This window comes from Trinickia sp., assembly GCF_051954495.1.
Lineage (GTDB): Bacteria > Pseudomonadota > Gammaproteobacteria > Burkholderiales > Burkholderiaceae > Trinickia.
The window spans coordinates 1-16,105 of the sequence record NZ_JBQCHR010000089.1 but is presented as its reverse complement, the minus strand read 5'-3'; the positions used below and the strand labels follow the sequence as shown (position 1 = coordinate 16,105).

Sequence of the window (16,105 nt, the reverse complement as noted above, 5' to 3'; positions counted from 1 at the left end):
GGCGGCATGATGCGGTCATGATTTGAATGACCGGAGACGCAGCATCATGGAAGTGTCGATCTTGCCGCTTCATCGAACGCTCGACGTGCGAGCGGGCGACAACCTGCTCGAAGCGTTGCGCCAACATGAGGTGCCGGTCTCGTACAGCTGCATGTCGGGCCGGTGCGGGACGTGCCGCTGTCGCATCGTGTCCGGCAACGTGCTCATGACGGGCGCAACCGACACGAATCTACCGGCAAGCAATGGGCAAACCGTGCTGGCCTGCCAAGCAACGCTGATCGAAGACTGCGTGATCGAAATTCCGGAAGTCGACGAGATCGTCACCCACCCGTCGAAGATCCTCAAGGCGACGGTGGCGGGCATCGACGACCTGACGCACGACATCAAGCGCATTCGCTTAGCGCTCGCCAAATCGTTCGAATTTTCGCCCGGCCAATATGCGTCGCTGCAGTTCACGCCGCAGCATGTACGGCCCTATTCGATGGCGGTCACCGCGAACGACGGCGAGGTCGAATTTCATGTGCGTCTGGTCCCTGGAGGCCGCGCCACGTCGTATATCGCCACGCAATTGAAGGTCGGCGACGCCGTGCGCTTGAGCGGACCGCTCGGCACCGCCTATCTGCGGCGCAAGACATCCGATCCCATTATCTGCGTCGCCGGCGGAACGGGCCTCGCGCCGATTTTGTCGATCGTGCGCGGAATGGCGGAAAGCGGGATGAACAATCGGGTGCACGTGTACTTCGGCGTGCGCTCGCCGCGCGATATCTACGGTTCGCGCTGGCTCGACGAACTGAAGGAGCGGCTGCCGAATTTGACGACGCACGTCGTGGTCGCCACGGCGGGCGAGCCTGGGCCTTATCGCACGGGCGTCGTGACCGATGCCGTCAACCAAGACTGGGACACGCTGAAAGGCTGGCGCGCTTATGTAGCCGGCGCGCCGGTCATGGTCGATGCGGCGTCGATTCTGCTGCGCCACAAAGGCATGAAGGCCGAGCACGTTTACGCCGACGCCTTCTACTCGAGCGGCGTGTGACCGGGCTGTCTCAGCCGCATTTTTCATCCCCATTCCAATGACCACAATGTCCAATCAGGAGACACATCGTGAGTGAAGCGCCCATTGCCTTCATGCCCCGACCGCGCTGGAAGGAGGACGGCTCGAGTCGCATACCGTTCTGGGCCTACACCGACGAGGACACCTATCGCCGCGAGCTCGAACGCTTCTTCTATTCGAGCCACTGGTGCTATGTCGGTTTGGAGGCCGAGATCGAGAATCCGGGCGATTTCAAGCGCACGGTAGTGGGCGAACGTTCGGTGATCGTCACGCGCACGCAAGACGGCGACATCGCCGTCGTCGAAAACGTCTGCGCGCATCGCGGCGTGCGATTTTGCCGGGAGAAGTTCGGCAACCGGAAGGACTTCACCTGTCCGTACCATCAATGGAACTACGACTTGAAGGGCAACCTGGTCGGGGTGCCGTTCCGGCGTGGCGTGAAGGCCGACGGGAAAGTGAACGGCGGCATGCCCGCCGATTTCGATCCGAAGGCGCACGGCCTGACCAAGCTCAACGTCGCGCGTCGAAACGGCGTGATCTTTGCCTCTTTCGATCACGACCTGCCGCCGCTCGAGACGTTCCTCGGGCCGACGATCCTCGGATACTTCGACCGCGTGTTCGACGGGCGCAAGTTGAAGATTCTCGGCTACAACCGGCAACGCATTCCGGGCAACTGGAAATTGATGCAGGAGAACATCAAAGATCCTTACCACCCGGGCTTGCTGCATACCTGGTTCGTGACGTTCGGGCTTTGGCGCGCGGACAACAAATCGGAACTCAAGATGGACGAGCACTTCCGTCATGCCGCGATGATTTCGACGCGCGGCACGGGTGGCAAGGGCGACGTCACGAGCGGCGTGACGAGCTTCAAGGAACAGATGACGCTGAACGACGACCGGTTTCTCGACGTCGTGCACGAACCCTGGTGGGGCGGCCCGACGGCCGTGATGATGACATTGTTCCCGAGCGTGATCATTCAGCAGCAAGTCAACTCGGTGTCGACGCGCCATATTCAACCGAACGGGCGCGGGTCGTTCGACTTCGTGTGGACGCATTTCGGTTTCGAGGACGACTCGGAGGAGATGACGCGACGGCGTCTGCGCCAAGCGAATTTGTTTGGTCCTGCCGGCTTTGTATCGGCCGACGATGGCGAGGTCATCGAATTCTCGCAAGAAGGCTTCGAGCAAAAGCCGTTTCATCGAACGATCGCGGAATTAGGCGGGCGAGAGATCGCGGATTCCGACCATATGGTGACCGAAACGTTGATACGCGGCATGTACGACTACTGGCGTCGTGTGATGGAGGTTTGAGATGCTCGATTTTGAAACGTATCAAACCGTGCTGGCGCTGTACACCGACTACGCCGCCGCGGTCGACAACAACGAATGGGACAAGTGGCCCGAGTTCTTCACCGACGAATGCACGTACCGCATTCAGCCTCGCGAGAATTTCGATCGCGGCTTTCCGCTCGCCACGCTGTCGTTCGAAAGCAAGGGCATGCTGAAAGATCGCGTATACGGCATGACGGAGACGATTTTTCACGACCCGTACTACCAGCGCCATGTCGTGGGCGTGCCGCGCATTTTGCGCGTCGAAGGCGAGCGAATCGAAGCGCAGGCCAACTACGCGGTGTTCCGGACGAAGCCCGACGAAACGACGACCGTATTCAACGTCGGGCGATATGTCGATGTGATTCGCCGCACGCCGCTTGGGCTCAAGTTCGAATCGAGAACGTGCGTTTTCGACAGCGAAATGATCGCGAATTCGATCATCTATCCGATTTGAGGTGGGCGATGGGCAAGCAGTGGATCAAATTGATCGACGTGTCGGCGGTGCCGAACGAAGACGTCACGGCCGTAAATGCGGCGGGGCGGGAGCTGGCGATCTACGGAGTGGGCGGCGAAGTCTTCGCCACCGACAACGTCTGCACGCATGGACATGCTCGCTTGTGCGACGGGTTTCTCGAGGGGCACGAGATCGAATGTCCCCTGCATCAGGGCAAATTCGACGTCCGCACCGGCAAGGCCATGTGCGAACCGTTGACGACCGACATTCGCACCTATCCCGTGAAAATCGAGGACGGCCACGTCTTCGTCGAAATGTGACGCTTAGGAGACACGCATGACGGCTAACACGCTGCAGGCGCAGCGCTCGGCATACTACCGCCAGCTCGAAGCACGGCGGCTCGCACCGCTTTGGGAATCGCTGCATAACCTGGTGCCGAAAGAGCCGCGGCCGCAAGCTATCGCCGCGATGTGGAAGTACGCGCAGATTCGCGATCTCGTGATGGAGGCCGGCTCGCTGATCAGCGCGGAGGAAGCGGTGCGGCGCGTACTCGTGCTCGAGAACCCCGGTTTGCCGGGCAAATCGAGCATTACGTCGACGCTCTATGCCGGTTTGCAATTGATCCTGCCCGGCGAAGTCGCGCCGAGCCACCGGCATACGCAATCGGCGCTGCGCTTTATCGTCGAAGGACGCGGCGCATGGACGGCCGTGAACGGCGAACGCACGACCATGCATCCGGGGGATTTCATCATCACCCCTTCATGGACTTGGCACGACCACGGCAATCCGTCGATCGAAGAAGGCGGCGAGCCCGTGGTTTGGCTCGACGGTCTCGACATCCCGTTGATCGGCCATCTCGACGCAGGCTTCGCGCAAACCTACCCGCAGGCCATGCAGCCCGTGCTGCGCCCGGAGGGCGACAGCTTCGCGCGTTTCGGCCACAACATGGCGCCGATTCGGCATCGGGTGACCGATCCCACGTCGCCGGTGTTCAGCTATCCCTACGCGCGAACCCGAGAAGCGCTCGACGTCCTGTATCGCAACGGCGAACTCGACGAGTGGGATGGCGTGAAGCTGCGCTATGTCAACCCCACGACGGGTGGATGGCCAATGCCGACGATCGCAACGTTCATGCAGTTTCTGCCGGCCGGTTTTACGGGCAAGACGTATCGCAGCACGGATGCGACGGTGTACTGCGCCGTCGAAGGCACGGGCGCCGCGTGCATCGGCGGCGAGCGGTTCGCGTTCGATGCGCATGACGTGTTCATCGTGCCGTCGTGGCAGCCGGTTAGCCTCGAGGCAAGCAGCGATTGCGTGTTGTTCAGCTATTCGGATCGCCCCGTGCTGTCTGCCTTGAATCTGCTGCGGGAGGAGCGCCAGTAACGGCGGTCGTACCGATAGACGATTTTCGAATCACTAAGAAGCTTAGGAACAGGAGTTCATCAACATGGCGTTTGTATTTCCCCCAGAAGCGAGCGTCGCCGTGCCCGTCGCGGGCAGCGACTTGCAGTTCGCCGTGCGGCGCGTCTACTGCGTCGGCCGGAACTACGCGGCGCATGCGCGCGAGATGGGATTCGATCCCGATCGTGAGCCGCCGTTCTTCTTCTGCAAGCCGGCCGATGCGGTTGTGCCGGTGCCGAGCGGCGAAACGCTGGCGCTCGATTACCCCTCGCAGACCGAGAACTATCACTACGAGGCGGAGCTCGTCGCCGCGATCGGTAAGGGAGGGGCGGACATTCGGGTCGAAAGCGCGCTCGAACACGTGTATGGCTACGCGGTTGGCCTCGATATGACGCGCCGCGATCTGCAAATGAAGATGCGCGAGATGGGCCGCCCGTGGGAAATCGGGAAGGCGTTCGATCGCTCCGCACCGATCGGTCCGATTCATCGCGCCGCCGATGTCGGGCATTTCGAAAGCGCGGGCCTGTGGTTGACCGTGAACGGCGAAACGAAGCAAACGAGCAATGTGTCGCACTTGATCTGGTCGGTGGCGGAAACGATCGCTTACCTGTCGAAATTCTTCCGTTTGGAGCAGGGCGACTTGATCTACACCGGCACGCCGGAAGGCGTGGGGCCGGTGGTGCGAAACGATCTCATGGTCGTCGGCGTCGAGCGCCTAGGCGAGCTGCGTGCGCGAGTGGTCTGAGCGAACCGAGTCAGGAGAACCCGTGCAGCTTCATAGCTTCTTCAATAGCTCGACGTCGTATCGCGTGCGGATCGCGCTGGCGCTGAAAGGCGTGTCGTTCGAGTATGTGCCGGTCAATATCCGCACCGGCCAACATCGTGATGCCGCTTATGTGAATGCGGTCAACCCGTCGGCCGCGGTGCCGGCGCTCGTCGATGGCGATTTCAGCCTCGGTCAGTCGCTCGCCATCGTCGATTGGCTCGATGCGCATTTCCCCGCGCCGCGATTGATCCCGACCGATCCGGGCTTACGTGCGCGTGTTTTGGAGCTGTCGTACTTGATCGCTTGCGACATCCATCCCATCGACAATCTGCGGGTGCTGCGCTACCTGGAAACGGAGTTGGGCGTCACGCCGGAGCAGAAGAGCACGTGGTACAAGCACTGGGTTGACGAGGGGATGGGCGGGGTCGAGCGTTTGCTGTCGAAATACGGGCAGGCGCCGTGGTGCTTCGGCGGCGCGCCGACGCTCGCCGATTGCTGCCTCATCCCGCAGGTCGCCAATGCGTTGCGGATGGGCTGCGACTTGAGCGCGTATCCGCTGAGCCTGGCGGTTTATCGGCATGCGAGCGACCATCCTGCGTTCGCGGCGGCCGAGCCGAAACGGCAGCCCGACCTCATCGCACCGTGATGCATCGATCGAAACGGGCGGGCGATCGCGTTTCCTAGGCCGCGGCTATTGAATGCAAACGCGGCTCAAATCCACCGTTCTGCGAAAGATGCTTCGATTCAATGCCGGTACGAAGGTGTACTCGTAGTAGGCATGAGTGGAAACGTGGATCCAGTGACTCAAGACGTTCGGCATAGTCCTCACCCTTCGATCGACTTGCCTCGCCGCCTAAGTTCTGCTTCGTCACACCGAGCATGCGCTCGGCTACGCTGCACAGACCATCGTTCCATCGTTGAGGCATTGCTTGGGCGCTGCGTTGCGCGCTGCCGTTGAAGGCATCGCGGCGCATGGGCCATGAGTCAAAGATAGGATTGATGAGCCTTGCGCGCCATTCTACGAACGAGTCGCTTTCGCTGATGCATTGGCATGACGCCGTCATACGCAGGTATATCCGTACTTTGCCTAGGGGCGGCGCTTCATCGTTTCCCGATGGAGATTCGATCGGCCGGGCGGCCGTTGTACAGCGAGCACATGAGCGGCACGTAGTCGATGCGCTTGATCGACTTGGCGAGCGCGGCCGGCCGTGCGCGGCCGCGCAAGTCGACGATCGGGAAATGCCGCCGGTTCCGGTAGGGGCGAGTGCGGCCTCGCTGAGCTCGAGTCGACATGGACGTTTTCCGGGCAATGGAGCGATAAACACCTGCGTATTGCGTGGCAGACGATTGGATGCCGCGTTTTGGTTTTCGTCGTCGGGCCCCACCGGTCGCGGTTCCAACGCGACGATTTCACAATATAGGAACGCCGGGCAAGTTACAAACCTACGAACAAGTGGTTCGATCTGAACGAGAGGATGAGCCGATCATCCTTTCGTATAGGGTGCCCACGATACTTTCGTATGATGTCCGCTCGGTCGCCCGCGGCCTAGACTGGTTTCATGAGCGAGGTGCAGATGTCCAGCTGATGACGCCGCGTCGCCCGACGCAGCGAGGAGCGCCGTATGGGTGCCGGCCTGACCGTTTCGATCGTCGACGATGACGAGGCCGTCCGTCTGGCCGTCGCAAGCCTCGTGCGTTCGCTGGGATGGGCCGTGCGGCTCTTTGCGTCGGCCGAGGAGTTTCTCGCTTCCGGGCAGGTGAACGACACCACCTGCTTGATTTCCGACGAGCGCATGTCGGGGATGTCCGGCGCCGCCATGCACGATCGGCTCGTGCAGCTAGGCTATTCCACACCCCTGATTTTCGTGACCGCGTTTCCCACGCCCGAGCTCTGCGCCAAGGTCGGCGCCCACGGGGTGCTGGCCGTGATCGAAAAGCCGTTCGATGCGCAAACGATCGAGCATTGGCTCAACGTTGCGCTGAGCCGCTCATGATCGGCGGCTGCGGTGGCCGCGGCTTGATGTGCAGCGCTTGCGCCATTCTCACGAGTTCGGCCAACGAGCGGGCGCTCATTTTCTTCATGACTTGGCCGCGGTGAATCTTCACCGTGATCTCGCTCAGATTGAGCGCCGAGGCGATTTGCTTGTTCAGCATGCCGGTGACCACGAATTCCATCACCTCCCGCTCGCGCGGTGTCAGCGATTCGTAAGCCGTGCGCAGCGACGCCGTCGACCGGTCGGCCGCGAGGCGCTCGCCGTCGCGCGTCAACGCATTCGATACCGCGTCGAGCATGTCCTGATCGCGGAAGGGTTTGGCCAAGAAATCGATCGCGCCCGCCTTCATCGCTTTGACCGTCATCGCAATGTCGCCATGGCCGGTCATGAAGACGATCGGCATGCGCAGCGTGCTTTTCGCTAGTTCTTCCTGAAACGCGAGCCCGCTTTCCCCTCGCAATCTCACATCGAGCACGAGGCAACTCGGGACGTCGTGTTTCGGGAAGGCCAGAAAAGCTTGCGAGGAATCGAATGTTTCGACGCGCAGGCCGACGGAGCGAAACAAGCTGCTGAGCGCCGCGCGCATGGCGTCGTCGTCGTCGAGGATGTAGACGACCGACAGTGGCGTGCCCGCCGTGTTGCCGGCCGGCGTCTGCTCGGAATCCGGGTTCACCCGATGCCCCTTCCTGGTGGGATCGCCGCTGCACGACGCCATCGATGTATTCGTCCGATGATCGCGTGGGCGGCCTTTTGGTGCTGAAAGTCATTTTACGCCCAAGAAATGTGCGGAAGCGGTGTCATTGCGCACACCCGGTGGACTAGTATTGATCCGCAGGGGTAAGCTGCGATTGGCGCAGGGATGCGCCTTGAACGCAGTCGATCGACCCGGGGGGGCGTTGGGGATCGCATGAAGGGCTGGCTGTCGGCATTGAGGGGAGCGGGCGCGGTCATCGCGTTGGCGGTTGCCGTGCAAGGCGCGTCCATGGCCTCGGCGTCTACGGCGGCGCCCAGGGCCGGGCATGCCTTTTTGACCGAGGCCAAACGTATCGTCGATGCGGCGGCCCGACCCGCGGCGCCCTGGAGCGGGCCGAATTCGGGGCCGCGCGCCCAGCCGGACAGACACATCGCCGTGGTGGCGGAAGATCTGCGCAACGGCGGCATCCTCGGCGTGGTCGACGGCCTGCTGCAGGCGGCGAGCGTGATCGGCTGGAGCGTCAAGGTTTTCGATGCCGGCGGTGCGCCGGACCTGCGCTTCAAGATGCTGTCGAATGCGCTGGCGAGCCGTCCGGACGGCCTGATCCTCGTGGGGGGCGACGCTCATGCGCTTCTACCCGGGCTGCGGCCGTTCGAGCAGCGCCGCATTCCGATCGTCGGCTGGCACGTCGCGGCGAAGGCGGGGCCGGTGGCCGGCACACCGGTCGCCATGAACGTCTCGACCGATCCGCTCGAAGTCGCACGCGTGACGGCGCTGGCGGCGATCGTGCAATCCGGGGGGCGCGCGGGCGTGGTTATTTTTACCGACTCCAACTTTCAAGTCGCTCAAGACAAAGCCAATGAAATGGCCGCGGTCGTGCGAGCCTGCGAAGGGTGCGCATTGCTCGGCATACGCGACATCGCGATTTCTCGCTGCGAGGCTTTGATGCCGGATGAGACGCGCGCGTTGCTCGCGCGATACGGCAAGCGCTGGACCTATGCACTGACGATCAACGATATCTACTTCGACTACGCCGTGCCGGTGCTCACCGAAGCCGGGGTTCCCGCTGCCGCCATGGGCATGTTGTCCGCGGGCGACGGGAGCGAGTCGGCGTTCCTGCGGATTCGAAACGGCACGTTTCAAACGGCCACGGTAGCCGAACCGCTCAATCTGCACGGCTGGCAGATGATCGACGAGATGAACCGGCTGATCGCCGGCGAACCTGTCACCGGCTACGTGTTTCCCGTGCATCTCGTCACGGCGGCCAACGTCGAGGCCGACGGCGGCGATCGGCTGCTTTACGATCCCGCCAACGGCTATCGCGACGTTTATCGCCGTATTTGGGAACGCCCGTGAATTTTCCGCGCCCTCAATCCCTCACTGCTCAATTCACGCTCGTCGCATCCTGTCTCGCGGCCCTCGTGGTCGTGGTCGGCGCGACGACGATTTACTCGCTGACCGCCTCGTCCCATGCGCTGCGCGAATTGGCCGACGATCGGCTCGCCCGCCTGCAGGATGCGCAAGATCTCGCGCAGCAAACGCTCATGATCGAGCGTATGGCGCTGCAGTTGTCGACCGACGCAACGGTCGACGCCGTGCGCGAGACGCAGCGGCGCGTCGTCGAACACCTGGCGGCATTCGACCATCTCGTGGATCGGCTGGCGTCGGCGTCGCCCACGCGGGAGGACGTCGGCGTCGATACATTGGCGCTGCATCGTTCGAGCCAGCGCTTTCGCAATACGATCAACATCGAGGCGCAGATGCGCGAAAGCGCGTTGGCCACGGCAAGTGCGCGTCCGGACGCCGCGCCCTCGCCTAGCCTCGAGGAGGGCTTGCACGGCCAAGCCAACGCGCTCGCGACGGCGGCGCGCCAGCAATCGGATCGCTTCACACGCGAATACCGCGATGCGGTCCAGCGGCTATCTCGCGATGCCGATCGAACGCGGGCGTGGATCGTGGGCGAAGTGGCGGTGAGCCTTTTGCTTGCTTGGCTGATCGCGCGCGTCTTCCTCGGCCGGCATGTCGTGGGGCGCTTGCTGCGCGTCAGTCAAGCGCTGCGGTACGGCGACGCGGGCGTGGCGACGGCCGGCGTGGCCGTGCATGGGCGCGACGAGATTGCCGACATGGCGCGCGCGGTCGAGCAGTTCCTCGAAGATCGGCGTCAGCGCAAGCAGGCCGAGGATGCGCTGAAAGCGCTCAACGCCGAACTCGAGGAGCGCGTGGGGCAGCGCACGGCCGAATTACGCGCGGCGCTTGCGGGGCAGACCGCGGAGATCGTCGAGCGGCAACATGCCGAGGAAGCGGTGCGAGCCAGCGAGTACTTCCTGAACAGCATCATCGAGAACATCCCCGATATGATTTTCGTCAAGGATGCGGCGACGCTGCGCTTCGTGCGCTTCAACAAGGCGGGCGAGCAACTGCTCGGCTATCGGCGCGAAGAACTGATCGGCAAGTCCGTCCATGATTTGTTCCCCGAGGAGGAGGCCGAATTCTTCGCGGTGAAAGATCGCGACGTGCTGGTGTCCCGGCAAATGACCGATATTCCGGAGGAATCGGTGCGTACACGGCACGGCCTGCGCTGGGTGCACACGATGAAGATTCCGATCCTCGATGCGAGCGGCGAAGCGCGATTTCTGCTCGGGATTTCGCGCGATATCACGGATGACAAACGCGCCCAAGCCGAGTTGCGCGAGAGCGAGCGGCGGTATCGGGAGGTGCAGGCCGCGCTGGCTCACGCGAATCGCGTGATGACGATGGGGCAGCTGACCGCATCCATCAGTCACGAAATCAAGCAGCCGATCGCCGCGAGCGCCACCAATGCGCAGGCGGGGCTGCGATGGTTGCAGGCCCAGCCGCCGAACATGGAAGAGGTGCGACAAGCGTTCGAACGCATCAACAAAGACATGAAGCGCGCCGGCGAGGTCATGAATCGCATCCACGGGCTCGTCAAGAAAGCGCCGCCGGCCATGGAAAGCGTGCGCGTCAACGCAGCGATCGACGAAGTGATCGCGCTGATGCGCAGCGAGATCCTGAAGAACGGCGTGTGCGTGCGCACCCAGCTCGCGAAGAACCTGCCCGTGGTGGCGGGCGATCGCGTTGCGCTTCAGCAGGTGATGCTCAACCTGATCATCAACGCCATCGAAGCGATGAGCACGGTCGAGGACGGGCAGCGGGAAATCGTCATCGGGACCAGCGAGCGCGATTCGGACGGCATTCTCGTCGCTGTATCCGATTCGGGGGCAGGGGTGGAGGCCGATCGCGTCGAGCAGCTCTTCGAGCCGTTCTACACGTCGAAAGCCGGTGGAATGGGCATGGGACTATCGATCTGCCGCTCGATCGTGGAAGCGCACGGCGGCCGGCTGTGGGCGAGCCCGAACGCGCCGCGCGGGGCGGTGTTTCAGTTCACCGTGCCCATTGCGGATTCGAACTTGGGCGCCGCCGCGTGACGAGCGACGACGTGGGTCGTCATTGGGCGCGCAAATGCTCGATCAATTGCCGCGCATAAATTGGCAAATCGTCGAGACGCCGTACGCAGATCCGGAGTAGACGCGTGGCCCAAGCGTCCGTCAGGCGCACACGGCGAATCGCCATGGAGCGCTGCAGACGTGCGGCCGCGCGCTCGGGAATCACGCCGATGCCGACGTTGCGCTCTACCATGCGGCACACGGCGTCGAAGCCGCGCAGCCGCACGCGATACGTTAGGCGCTGACCGGCGCGCGCCGCATGGCCCGCGAGGTAAGCATGCAGCGCGGCGTCGCCGGTCAGGCCCACGAAGCCTTCGCTCAACGTGTCGGCGAAGGCGACCTCGCGTCGCGCGGCCAGCGGGTGATCGCGCGCCGTCACCAGTACGAGCCGGTCATGCCGGAACGGAAAAACTTCCAGTCCGGACGCATCCACCGAATCGTTGATGATGCCGACGTCGGCCCGAGCCTGCGCCACGGCCTCGACGATCTCGTAGCTGACGAGCTCCTCCAAGTCGATGTCGACTTCCGGGTGCGCCGCGAGAAAGGCGCTCAGCACCTCGGGCAGGATCTCGGTCATCGCCGAAGTCGTGGAACGCAGCCGCACGTAGCCCTTCATGCCGCGCCCGTATTCGCTCAAGTCGCCGCGCATCTGCTCCATTTGCTGCAGGACGACTTGCGCGTGGTGAGCGAGGGTACGGCCGGCCGCCGTCGGCTCGACGCCGCGCCGGTTGCGATCGAGCAGCGGCACGCCCAGCGACGCCTCCATCCCGCGGATGCGCGCGCTCGACGAGGCCAGCGTGAGGTGGGTGCGCTGCGCGCCCCCCGTGATGCTGCCGGATTCGACGGTGTTCAAGAACAGTCGCAGGTCGATGAGATCGAAGCGCACGGCGGTCGTAGGAAAGAAGGGAGTGATAGGGACATAAAGCAAGCGGCGGCCTTGCGGGCCCCTGCCGCTGCCCTCAGCCTCAGTTTCAGCCTTAGGCTAAGTCAATGTATCACCGGTTGTGCCGCCCACGCGAGCGGCGGACACTGGCGCATCGACCTCCATCGTTTTCTTTCTCATGGAATCTACGACGCTGTTGCTGTTCGGCGCGGGCTTGCTCGCGGGCGCCATGAATGCGCTCGCCGGAGGGGGCTCGTTCGTGACGCTGCCCGCGTTGATGTTCGCGGGCGTGCCTTCGGTGGCGGCCAATGCGTCGAGCACGGTGGCGTTGTTGCCGGGCGCGGCCACCTCCGCGTGGGCCTATCGGCGCGACTATCGCGCGTTCGCGCACGTGTCGATGCGGGCGATGGCGGCCGTCAGCCTCGCGGGCGGATTGGCAGGGGCGCTGCTTCTGATGTTTACGCCCTCGCGTGCATTCGACAGCATCGTGCCGTGGCTGCTGCTCGTCGGGTCGCTGGCGTTCACGTTCGGCCGGCAGGCCGGGGCCTGGCTGCGCCGGCGCGTGCATATCGGCGAGCGTACGCTGCTGGCCGCGCAGGGGGCGCTCGCCATCTACGGCGGCTACTTCGGCGGTGCGGTGGGGATCATGATGGTGGCCGTCTGGTCGCTGTTCGGCGCCGACGATCTGCGCGCGCTCAACGCGTCGCGTACGCTGCTGGTGGGCGTGACCAATCTCGTGGCCGTGCTGTGCTTCGTCGCCGCGCGATTGGTATGGTGGCCGCAAACGCTGATCATGCTCGCGGCCGCCGCGCTAGGCGGCTATCTGGGCGCCCACGTGGGCAGGCGTTTGCCGGTGCCCGTCGTGCGCGCGCTGATCTCCACGTTCGGGTTCGCGATGACGGGGCTGCTGTTTTGGCGGGCGTGGTCGTCCGCCGTGTGACGTCACATGGCCTCGTTCACCGCTCGCAGAAACTGCTGCGTCCGTTCATGTTGCGGCGACGAGAAAAACTGGGCGGGCGGCGCCTGCTCGATGATTTTCCCCTGCGAGAAGAAGCACACGCGATCGGCGAATTCCTTTGCGAAACCCATTTGATGCGTGACCATCAGCATCGTCAGGTTGTGCTCCTCGCCCAGGCGGCGAATCACATTGAGCACTTCGCCGCACAGTTCGGGATCGAGCGCCGAGGTGACTTCGTCGAACAGCATGACCTTGGGCCGCATCGCGAGTGCGCGGGCGATCGCCACGCGTTGTTGCTGTCCGCCCGATAGTTGCGAAGGGTAGTGGTCGCATTTTTCCGCTAAACCCACCATCGACAGCAATTCGCGGCCGCGTTCGATCGCCTCGCGCTTGGACATGCCGAGCGTATGAATCGGCGCTTCGATGGTGTTCTGCAGCGCGGTCATGTGCGGAAACAAGTTGAAGCTCTGAAACACCATGCCGATCTTGCTGCGCACGCGGCGCACGTGGCGGTCGTTCGCCGCCACGAGTTTGCCGTCGCGCAGCATGTGGGTGAGCGGTTCGCCGTCCACCTCGATCATGCCGTCGGTGACGGGGTCGAGCGTCATCAAAACGCGCAAGAGCGTCGACTTGCCGGAGCCGCTGGGCCCGATGATGGCCACTTTCTCGTTGGACGCGACATCGAGGTCGAGGCCGTCGAGGACGGTGAGCGCGCCGTAGCGTTTGGTTACGCCGGCGAAGCGCACCATCGGCCGCTGCGCGGGCGCACCCGCGTCGACGCCGGGAGCCGGGGCCGGAAAAAGATCGCGTTTCATCTGCTGCTCCTGAAGTCCTGCTTGCGTAAGCTGTTCCATGTTCGTCCTCCCGCGACGATGCGGCGCGGGCCGCTCAAGGCAGGCGCATGCGCCGTTCAAGGTGGCGCACGAGCGCGGCGAAAGTCAGGCTGATGGCGAGAAAGAAGGCGCCCGTCATCGTGATCGGTTCGAGATACCGGAACGTTTCCGAGCCGATGTCCTTCGCCTGCTGCATCAGCTCGACCACGGTGATGGCGGACAGCACCGGCGTATCTTTGAACATCGCCACGAGGTAGTTGCCGAGCGCCGGGATCACCTGCCGGATCGCTTGCGGAAGGATGACCCCGCAATACGTGCGGGTGCGCGAGAGCGACAAGGCGCACGCCGCTTCCCACTGCCCGCGCGCCACGCAATTGAGGCCGGCGCGATAAACCTCGGATACGTAGCAGGCGTAGTGCACGGCGATGCCGATCGTGCCCGCGGTCAGGGCGCTGATCTCGAGGCCGTACAGCGGGCCGACGTAAAAGATCACGTAAACCTGGATCAGAAGCGGCGTGCTGCGGATGAATTCGACGACGAAGCCCGTCGTACGAGAGACGGCCGCGATGGGGCTACGGCGCAGCAAGGCGAGTGCGAGCCCGAGCACCAGTGCGATCGCGAATCCGACGAGCGTAATGCCGATCGTATAGAGGCTTGCGCGCGCGAGCGCGGGGAGGATGTGCTCGGCGTAATGAACATCGAAGAAAGCGGTCACCGTGCAACCCTCCGGGCGGCGCCGTGCGTGAAATGCAGTTCGACGCGGCGCATCAGCGCAACGAGGCATTGCGCGAGCAAGAAATAGATGAGCAGCGTCAGCGCGAAGATCTTCGCGGTTTCGAGCGTCGCTTCATCGAGCTGCCGTGCCCGGAACGTGAGATCGGACAGCGTGATCAGCGAAACGAGCGAGGTGCCTTTGATCAGCTCGATCATCAAGTTCGTCGCGGGCGGCAGTGCGTTGATCATGGCTTGCGGCAAGATGATCCGCCGCATGCGCATGGCCGGCGACATGTTCAGCGCGAGCGCCGCTTCGTACTGCCCATGCGGCACGGAGCGCAACGCGCCGCGCAGAATCTCCGAACCGTAGGCCCCGTAGTGCAAGCCAAGTCCGACGATCGCGACCGTGAACGGCGTGAGCGCGAGGTTGAACGGCGGCAGCGGCAGAACGAAGAAGAACCAGAAGAGCTGCACGAGCAACGAGGTGCCGCGAAATATTTCGACGTATGCGTTGCCCACCCATCGAACCGCGCGCCATGGGGCGGCGCGCAAGACGTTCGCCACGCACGCCATCGCGACCGCGAGCACGATCGCGCAGGCTGCGAGTTCGATCGTTACGACGGCGCCCTTCGCGAGCAGGGGAATCAATTGTTCCAAATCATGCATGACGGTTCCTCGAAGTAGGGCGTCATCGAGCCGACTCCCGCGCCATACAGGCGCGAGATCGGGATTACTGGCCGCAAAGCTCTGCCGCGGTCTTTTTCGTCACGTTGGATTTGTCGAAGCCGAAAGGCGCGACGGTCGCCAGATGGTCGGGCGTGCCGAGCCAGGCGTGCAACGCCTTGTTCACCGCATCGCGCAGATCGGTATCGTCCTTGCGGAAGGCGAGCGCGCCGTAGCCCATGTGCTTCGGATCGTCGACGAACTTGTCGACGACGGCCACTTGATCGGGCATTTTCGCGGCGAGGTCCTTCACCGTGAGCGCAGTGCCGACGGCCGCATCCGCGCGGTGCGAGCGGACCGCTTGAAGCTGCGCCGTCGTGTCGGGCACTTGGAGGAGCTGCGAATCCCTCACGCTCGCTTCACGTGCGTAGCCGAGTTCGACGGTGCCCGCCATGACGGCAAGCTTGACGTCGGGCTGCTTGGCTACGCTCGCGTAGCTGTCCAGATGCTTGGGATTGCCGGGCAGCGTGAGCAGCGCATCGCCGATCTGGTACTGCGGATCGGCGAAGGCCACCTGCGCGCAGCGCTGCGGCGTGATGTACATGCCGGCGGCGATTACGTCGAAGCGGCCCGCCTGCAGCCCCGGAATGAGCGCGCCCCATTCGGTCAGGACGGCATCGACTTTCTTCACGCCGAGCTTCGCGAAAATCTTCTTCGCGATTTCGGGCGATTCGCCGGTGACCGTGCCGTCGGGCTCAGTGTAGGCGAACGGTTTTTCGTTCGCGTAGCCGATGCGCACGACGCCCGTGCGCTGGATCCGCTGCAGCGTGGTTTCCGCGTGGGCCGCCGGTGCCTGGCCGATCAGTCCGACGATTGCGGCCAGCGCGCCGAGCACGCCG

18 protein-coding genes are annotated in these 16,105 nt (G+C 63.6%); 11 read left to right on the top strand and 7 right to left on the bottom strand.

Annotation, left to right across the window (positions count from 1 at the left end; translation table 11 throughout):
- Window positions 1-46: 46 nt before the first annotated feature.
- From ACTHNR_RS12480 to maiA, 7 genes are all read left to right on the top strand, one after another.
- Complete coding sequence (locus tag ACTHNR_RS12480; protein ID WP_440547936.1) at window positions 47-1,033, top strand: 2Fe-2S iron-sulfur cluster-binding protein; 987 nt, start codon at window positions 47-49, stop codon at window positions 1,031-1,033.
- Between the two features lie 92 nt (window positions 1,034-1,125).
- Window positions 1,126-2,361, top strand: coding sequence for an aromatic ring-hydroxylating dioxygenase subunit alpha (locus tag ACTHNR_RS12475; RefSeq protein WP_440548020.1), 1,236 nt, complete (start codon window positions 1,126-1,128; stop codon window positions 2,359-2,361).
- 1 nt (window position 2,362) lies between these two features.
- Window positions 2,363-2,836 carry an aromatic-ring-hydroxylating dioxygenase subunit beta gene (locus tag ACTHNR_RS12470; protein WP_440547935.1) on the top strand — a complete coding sequence of 158 codons (474 nt, stop codon included), beginning with the start codon at window positions 2,363-2,365 and terminating at the stop codon, window positions 2,834-2,836.
- 8 nt (window positions 2,837-2,844) lie between these two features.
- Window positions 2,845-3,156 carry a non-heme iron oxygenase ferredoxin subunit gene (locus tag ACTHNR_RS12465; RefSeq protein ID WP_440547934.1) on the top strand — a complete coding sequence of 104 codons (312 nt, stop codon included), beginning with the start codon at window positions 2,845-2,847 and terminating at the stop codon, window positions 3,154-3,156.
- A gap of 16 nt (window positions 3,157-3,172) precedes the next feature.
- Window positions 3,173-4,219 (top strand): gentisate 1,2-dioxygenase, encoded by a 1,047-nt coding sequence (gtdA, locus tag ACTHNR_RS12460; RefSeq protein WP_440547933.1) that lies wholly within the window; start codon window positions 3,173-3,175, stop codon window positions 4,217-4,219.
- Window positions 4,220-4,283: 64 nt separating this feature from the next.
- A complete protein-coding gene (locus ACTHNR_RS12455; protein ID WP_440547932.1) occupies window positions 4,284-4,982 on the top strand; it encodes a fumarylacetoacetate hydrolase family protein in 699 nt (232 codons plus the stop codon).
- A gap of 22 nt (window positions 4,983-5,004) precedes the next feature.
- Complete coding sequence (gene maiA / locus ACTHNR_RS12450; RefSeq protein ID WP_440547931.1) at window positions 5,005-5,649, top strand: maleylacetoacetate isomerase; 645 nt, start codon at window positions 5,005-5,007, stop codon at window positions 5,647-5,649.
- A 455-nt stretch (window positions 5,650-6,104) separates the two neighbouring features.
- On the opposite strand, the gene ACTHNR_RS12445 is transcribed toward maiA, so the two are convergent.
- Window positions 6,105-6,296, bottom strand: a complete 192-nt coding sequence (locus ACTHNR_RS12445) for a hypothetical protein (RefSeq protein ID WP_440547930.1) — start codon at window positions 6,294-6,296, stop codon at window positions 6,105-6,107.
- A gap of 329 nt (window positions 6,297-6,625) precedes the next feature.
- Here ACTHNR_RS12445 and ACTHNR_RS12440 point away from each other — a divergent pair, with 329 nt between their 5' ends.
- A complete protein-coding gene (locus tag ACTHNR_RS12440; protein ID WP_440547929.1) occupies window positions 6,626-6,997 on the top strand; it encodes a response regulator transcription factor in 372 nt (123 codons plus the stop codon).
- Here ACTHNR_RS12440 and ACTHNR_RS12435 read toward each other — a convergent pair.
- Window positions 6,972-7,670: a response regulator transcription factor gene (locus tag ACTHNR_RS12435; RefSeq protein ID WP_440547928.1), complete on the bottom strand. Its 699-nt coding sequence runs from the start codon at window positions 7,668-7,670 to the stop codon at window positions 6,972-6,974. The genes ACTHNR_RS12440 and ACTHNR_RS12435 overlap by 26 nt on opposite strands.
- Window positions 7,671-7,904: 234 nt before the next feature.
- Here ACTHNR_RS12435 and ACTHNR_RS12430 point away from each other — a divergent pair, with 234 nt between their 5' ends.
- Entirely contained in the window at window positions 7,905-9,047 is a 1,143-nt protein-coding gene (locus ACTHNR_RS12430) for a substrate-binding domain-containing protein (RefSeq protein ID WP_440547927.1), read from the top strand.
- Entirely contained in the window at window positions 9,044-11,137 is a 2,094-nt protein-coding gene (locus tag ACTHNR_RS12425) for an ATP-binding protein (RefSeq protein WP_440547926.1), read from the top strand. The genes ACTHNR_RS12430 and ACTHNR_RS12425 overlap by 4 nt, the downstream gene beginning before the upstream one ends.
- 19 nt (window positions 11,138-11,156) lie before the next feature.
- Here ACTHNR_RS12425 and ACTHNR_RS12420 read toward each other — a convergent pair whose 3' ends face one another.
- The gene (locus ACTHNR_RS12420) at window positions 11,157-12,041 is read right to left on the bottom strand and encodes a LysR substrate-binding domain-containing protein (RefSeq protein WP_440547925.1); all 885 of its coding nucleotides are present in this window, start codon (window positions 12,039-12,041) and stop codon (window positions 11,157-11,159) included.
- A gap of 175 nt (window positions 12,042-12,216) precedes the next feature.
- On the opposite strand from ACTHNR_RS12420, the gene ACTHNR_RS12415 reads away from it, so the two are divergent.
- The gene (locus ACTHNR_RS12415) at window positions 12,217-12,978 is read left to right on the top strand and encodes a sulfite exporter TauE/SafE family protein (RefSeq protein WP_440547924.1); all 762 of its coding nucleotides are present in this window, start codon (window positions 12,217-12,219) and stop codon (window positions 12,976-12,978) included.
- A gap of 2 nt (window positions 12,979-12,980) precedes the next feature.
- Here the strand turns inward: ACTHNR_RS12415 and ehuA are convergent, their stop codons facing one another.
- From ehuA to ehuB, 4 genes are all read right to left on the bottom strand, one after another.
- Window positions 12,981-13,811, bottom strand: a complete 831-nt coding sequence (ehuA, locus tag ACTHNR_RS12410) for an ectoine/hydroxyectoine ABC transporter ATP-binding protein EhuA (protein WP_440548019.1) — start codon at window positions 13,809-13,811, stop codon at window positions 12,981-12,983.
- 73 nt (window positions 13,812-13,884) lie between these two features.
- Window positions 13,885-14,544 carry an ectoine/hydroxyectoine ABC transporter permease subunit EhuD gene (gene ehuD, locus ACTHNR_RS12405; RefSeq protein WP_440547923.1) on the bottom strand — a complete coding sequence of 220 codons (660 nt, stop codon included), beginning with the start codon at window positions 14,542-14,544 and terminating at the stop codon, window positions 13,885-13,887.
- A complete protein-coding gene (gene ehuC / locus ACTHNR_RS12400) occupies window positions 14,541-15,209 on the bottom strand; it encodes an ectoine/hydroxyectoine ABC transporter permease subunit EhuC (protein ID WP_440547922.1) in 669 nt (222 codons plus the stop codon). The genes ehuD and ehuC overlap by 4 nt, the downstream gene beginning before the upstream one ends.
- Before the next feature lie 64 nt (window positions 15,210-15,273).
- On the bottom strand, window positions 15,274-16,101 hold the full coding sequence (gene ehuB, locus ACTHNR_RS12395) for an ectoine/hydroxyectoine ABC transporter substrate-binding protein EhuB (RefSeq protein WP_440548018.1): 828 nt from the start codon (window positions 16,099-16,101) through the stop codon (window positions 15,274-15,276).
- Window positions 16,102-16,105 lie beyond the last annotated feature (4 nt).

Excerpts from the sequence above, each read along its gene's own strand:
- ACTHNR_RS12475 (WP_440548020.1), top strand. The coding sequence starts at position 1,126 with ATGCCCCGACCGCGCTGGAAGGAGGACGGCTCGAGTCGCATACCGTTC.
- ACTHNR_RS12455 (WP_440547932.1), top strand. The coding sequence starts at position 4,284 with ATGGCGTTTGTATTTCCCCCAGAAGCGAGCGTCGCCGTGCCCGTCGCG.
- ehuC (WP_440547922.1), bottom strand. The coding sequence starts at position 15,209 with ATGCATGATTTGGAACAATTGATTCCCCTGCTCGCGAAGGGCGCCGTC.
- ACTHNR_RS12430 (WP_440547927.1), top strand. The coding sequence starts at position 7,905 with ATGAAGGGCTGGCTGTCGGCATTGAGGGGAGCGGGCGCGGTCATCGCG.
- gtdA (WP_440547933.1), top strand. The coding sequence starts at position 3,173 with ATGACGGCTAACACGCTGCAGGCGCAGCGCTCGGCATACTACCGCCAG.
- ACTHNR_RS12465 (WP_440547934.1), top strand. The coding sequence starts at position 2,845 with ATGGGCAAGCAGTGGATCAAATTGATCGACGTGTCGGCGGTGCCGAAC.
- ACTHNR_RS12445 (WP_440547930.1), bottom strand. The coding sequence starts at position 6,296 with ATGTCGACTCGAGCTCAGCGAGGCCGCACTCGCCCCTACCGGAACCGG.
- ehuA (WP_440548019.1), bottom strand. The coding sequence starts at position 13,811 with ATGAAACGCGATCTTTTTCCGGCCCCGGCTCCCGGCGTCGACGCGGGT.
- ACTHNR_RS12415 (WP_440547924.1), top strand. The coding sequence starts at position 12,217 with ATGGAATCTACGACGCTGTTGCTGTTCGGCGCGGGCTTGCTCGCGGGC.
- ACTHNR_RS12440 (WP_440547929.1), top strand. The coding sequence starts at position 6,626 with ATGGGTGCCGGCCTGACCGTTTCGATCGTCGACGATGACGAGGCCGTC.
- ACTHNR_RS12470 (WP_440547935.1), top strand. The coding sequence starts at position 2,363 with ATGCTCGATTTTGAAACGTATCAAACCGTGCTGGCGCTGTACACCGAC.
- ACTHNR_RS12480 (WP_440547936.1), top strand. The coding sequence starts at position 47 with ATGGAAGTGTCGATCTTGCCGCTTCATCGAACGCTCGACGTGCGAGCG.